General features: G+C 39.3%; 1 protein-coding gene. It reads left to right on the top strand.

What is annotated here, in order from left to right; translation table 11 throughout:
* Positions 1-224 precede the first annotated feature (224 nt).
* Positions 225-4,964, top strand: a 4,740-nt coding sequence (locus TW85_RS24725; RefSeq protein WP_046019813.1) for a SpvB/TcaC N-terminal domain-containing protein, incomplete at its 3' end; no start/stop codon positions are given.

Below are 4,964 nucleotides of genomic sequence, written 5' to 3'. Positions count from 1 at the left end.
GGCGTGAAGCATACCATATCATTTTTATTGGCTGCTAAAACTATGAATAGCAGTGTTTCAATTAATGGCGATAAAGATAACATTTGGAGTGGGACTTCAGTCACAGGAACTTGTCATTTATATAACATAGATATCCTTTAATATACTGCGACGGTTAGTTGTCTCTCCTAACAACACACTTTCTTTTCCTCACTTAATATAACTCTATTTCTTGGTTTAATATTTTGCTTTTTATAATTCGCGTTTTGGCATGTTTTTTTGCTGTCTTTCTATCTGGTCATTCTATTGCTTTTGAACAGAGGGATTACGTCTTATATGAAGGCTTATATAATGATGATTCAACGTTAGATTACATTTTATTTCCGCATCAAGCGGTAGCGCTCTCCGGCTCTATTAATGTCACTTTACTAAAAGAAACAGGAGCGACACCTTATGTATTAAATACACTTGATGGAAGTGACGAGCGCTACTCATTAATCACTGCTGATCAAAGTAAGTTAAATACACTATTACGAGAGAAAAAGCTGACACCTGCAACAAATCATCATCTTATTTATGGTGATCTTGATGAGGATGGTAAAAGTGACATTGTTTTGCAGCCAAAAAGCGACTTTGGAAATCTAATTGTCATTCGGGATGTAAGTGAGTCTCCAATTTTGTCTGTTTTTTCAATGGCAGACTTAAGTCATCACTTGATTGGTAGCAATTCAGTAACCTTAACAATTGCTGATGGTAAGCTTGTTTTAACGTCGAAAGCTTACGGTGAAATTAGATTAAGATTAGACTTCACAGAAACACCTTCTTCAGATAATTCAACTACACCCTCGTTAATTGGAGCTATTCCTTATGATGCATGGGTTGATGTGTCAGGTGCGGCACGTTATCAGGTGCCGATTCGTTTACCTTCTGGAATCAATCATTTACAGCCTAATTTGTCGCTAGATTATAACTCTAACCGTGGTAACGGTGTTGCTGGTGTTGGATGGTCTCTGTCTGGTACGCCTGTTATCAGCCGCTGTAGTGCAAATATCGCCGAGGATGGTTACAACTCAGGTATCCAGTTTAACGAAAAAGACAGATACTGTTTGAATGGACAAAAATTAATCAGTGTATCCGGTACTTATGGTGTTGATGGCGCTTATTACACCCTTGAAAAAGATAATAGTTTTAGGATTATCTCGCATGGTGGTGAGGATTATAACCCAAGATATTGGCAGGTAACGGACGCTCAAGGAAAGGTATGGTATTACGGTCAAAAGCCAGGAGCGAGGTTAAATGATGGCGATAGAAGGATTAGCTGGTTTCTTGATCGAGTAGTAGGAATAACGGGTAATGCCATAGATTATACCTATGATAATTCTAATGAATCTGGCGACCTTGTTATTCGGCTTGCAAAAATTAACTATGCGGGAACAGAAGTTACCTTTAGCTATCAAGCTAGAAATGATGTTAATTCTTATTATCTTGCAGGTGCTAAACGTATAGAAGATAAATTATTAACAGAAATAAAAATAACTAACAGTGCGGATAATGCTTGGAATAACCGCTACCTTTTGAATTATGATAAGAGCGCCTCTACAGACCGTTCTCAGTTAACGTCAATAATGCTTTGTGGCCAAGAGTGCCTTTCCCCAACGGTTTTTAATTACGAAGGAAAGGAGTCTAGCAACTTTCAAGCAATATCAAGCACCTCACTTGGTAATTTTAAAGACTTCCAATTTATACCGATGAACATTAATGGAGATGGTTTTCAAGATTTTGTTCAAATCAGAAAATCAGATTCCTTCTATGAATTCATTGTTTTTATGAATGCGAGAAATGGGTCTTATTATCAGAGTCAAATAGAAAGGTTTAACGATTCTGAAAACGCACTTCCTAGCCGACGGTTTTATGCAATAGATGTAAACCGTGATGGTTTAGATGACCTTATTGATATAGAACATAGACAAGGCCAAGATAAGTATATTACTTGGGTTAGTAATGGCCGGGGGCACTTGGTTTCTGATAAGCAAAAAAGATTATTTGGAAGCAAGGACGATGGCACTTTGCCAGCATCATTTTATCGGATTATTGATCTCAATGGTGATGGATATCAAGATATGTTTGATATCTATCGAGATGAAAATACGGCAGTTGCTCGTGTCACTTTTGGTATAGAAGGGGGCATAGGTGATCAAACCGTAACAACGCAATTAGGTATATGGAACAAATTTGCTAATCCAAATACATCAAATATACAGTTTGTTGATACAAATGGAGACGGCGTATTAGATATCTTTGCGCCATATCGCCTTACACCAAACAGCCCAATATCAAGTGTTTTTCAAGTCAGTAAAAGTATCAGTGAGAGCCGTTATACGATAGTGGTCAATAAAGGCGATGGCCGTTTTGAACAAGCTATTGAATCTGAGTATATGTATGGGTGGAATGATGAAATAGACAAGCAGCCCTCATTTTTGACTATGGATTTTAATGGTGATGGTTTAAAAGATGTTATTAAAGTTCGTGAAGATAATGGCAATACAAAACTTGGCGCTTGGGTTAATACAGGTAATGATGAGTTTATTGTCGGATACAGAGAAACCACACTGCTAGATGGTTGGCAGAGCCCAATTAATCCAACTCGACCAAAATACTTTGCTTTAGATATTAACCAAGATGGTGCTGAAGATCTGGTTTACACCCACGTCGTAAATGATCACACCGTTCTTGAGGGATGGGTAAGTTTAAAAAATGGTAAGTTTAGCCGTTATTCTCAGACAACGATTAATGACCGAGGTGATGAAACCGTTTTCTTCATGGCTGACACGAATGGCGACAGTATTAATGAAGTTGTCGAGATTTATAATAACGCTGGGTCGGCAAAAGTTGATTCATGGTCTACTTCGATATCTCCCTATCAAGATAAATTAAAATCTGCTGAAACGGGGTTAGCGCTTTCTACAACCTTTGATTACGGATTAACATCCAATACGCTATTTTATCGAGCTTCTGAATTTCCGAAGGGGACTGTTCAGACACAATCAAGAGCAAGACCAATCGTTTTCGGGATGGGATACGATTCAGGGCTAGGTGATGTGTCGCAGCAATACTATCGATACTATGACTTGAAAACCCATACACAAGGGATTGGTAACTTAGGGTTCACCAAAATAGAAAAATTTGACCTTGGTCAGAACATAGCTGAAGTCACTCAGTTTAATCAGGACTGGAAAGCAAGGCGTTATGCTTCCGTCAAGAAAAAAGAAGTTTGTGCCTTAACAGATACTTTTAACTTTAGTAATTATTCAGGCACTAACTATTGCATTACAGATTCAACAAACTTACTAGAACGAGAATCACACTTTTGGGTGTCAGATATATATGCCCCTGATAAAAGTTCGAGAGGCAGATGTACTGATAATAATTGCAGTAGTGCAGAGCCTAGTAAAGTCACTTTTCATGTAAATAAGCATCAAAGTCTTTATGAAAAATGGGGGGCAAACAATGACTTCATAAGCAAGCAATTAGTTAAGCGTACTTATAATGACACTGGCCAGTTAACACGTACAGTCACTCAGCATGGTACAGGGGTGAGTGAGTATGACTTAAATGGTGGTTTTGGCTTGTTTGATATACAAGTCACAGAGCAGGATGATTATACCTACGATACCAATCTGGCAGCGAAGCATATATACAAACCAACTAGTGTGAGTAGAAGTGTCGTTGGTTCTAATTTAGCCGACACATCTAACACAACTCATTTTCAATATGATGCTAATGGGGTGCTAACTACTAAGGTTATTGAACCTGGTACAGATAAACAAATTATAGAAACGTTTTCGAACTTTGATCGTGGGCTGCCGGGGTTGATTACTCGTTCTTGGTTGTCTTCTGATTCGGCCAACACTAGCTTGCCGACAAACAGTGCGTCAGAACAGTATCACTATGATGTAAATGGCTCAGTTAGCTTAATGCGCGATGCTTTGGGCTACACTCAAACTTTTACAGAGCATCCTCTATATGCTGTGCAATCAAGCTATACGGATATAAATGGCCAAACGACTACAACAGAGGTAGATGTACTAGGCCGTGTTTTAAAAACTGTTGCGCCACAATCTACGACTTACTACGAATATAAAGACTGTAATGCTTGTACCAACAACTCACGTTATTATGTTTATAAAACCACGACTGCTCAGCCCGCAGAAAAGGTGTATTACGATACTTTGGGGCGAGAGGTTAAGTCTGAGAAGCAAATACTAAACGGTACTTGGTCGCAAGTTACTACGGAATACAACACCAAAGGGCAAGTAACCAAAGTGTCTGTACCGTCGCTTGGTACACCATCTCTCTTTACTGTCTATGAATACGACAATACGGGTCGAATGACTCTTGAGAATCGTCCTGCTTCGGATCACAGTATTGCCTATCGCTACGATGGACTTCTCCATACTAAAGATGAAACCTTTAGTGGCGGGACTCAAACGTCGAAAAACATGATGAATGTTTTTGGTTTGTTAGATTATGGCCTTGATGCCATGGGGAATAAAACCCAATACTTCTACAATGGCCGTAAACAACTTGTTAAAACCATCGATGTGGATGGGAATGCCATAGACATTGAGTACGATATCCATGGCTACCGAACCAAGCTTATTGACCCTGATAAGGGCACATGGACCTATACCAATAATGCCTTTGGTCTGGTCGCTAGTGAAACTAATGGTAACGGACTAGTTACAGGCTTTAACTATGATTTACTAGGTCGCATGACCTCCCGTACCAATAGTGAAGGGACGAGTAGCTGGCAATACGATTCAGACACTAGTGGTGTTGGTCAGCTAAGCAAAGCGACTCAAGTTAGTAGCTCTGGAAAGGGTACCTATGTTGAAGATTACAGCTATGATGGATTTGGTAATCTAGAGAAAAAAGTCGTCAACTATGGCGATGGCCAAACCGCTGAGATGAACTGGCACTATGTG

Source organism: Marinomonas sp. S3726 (genome assembly GCF_000967665.1).
Classification (GTDB): Bacteria; Pseudomonadota; Gammaproteobacteria; order Pseudomonadales; family Marinomonadaceae; genus Marinomonas.
This window is presented reverse-complemented; position numbering and strand designations above follow the sequence as displayed.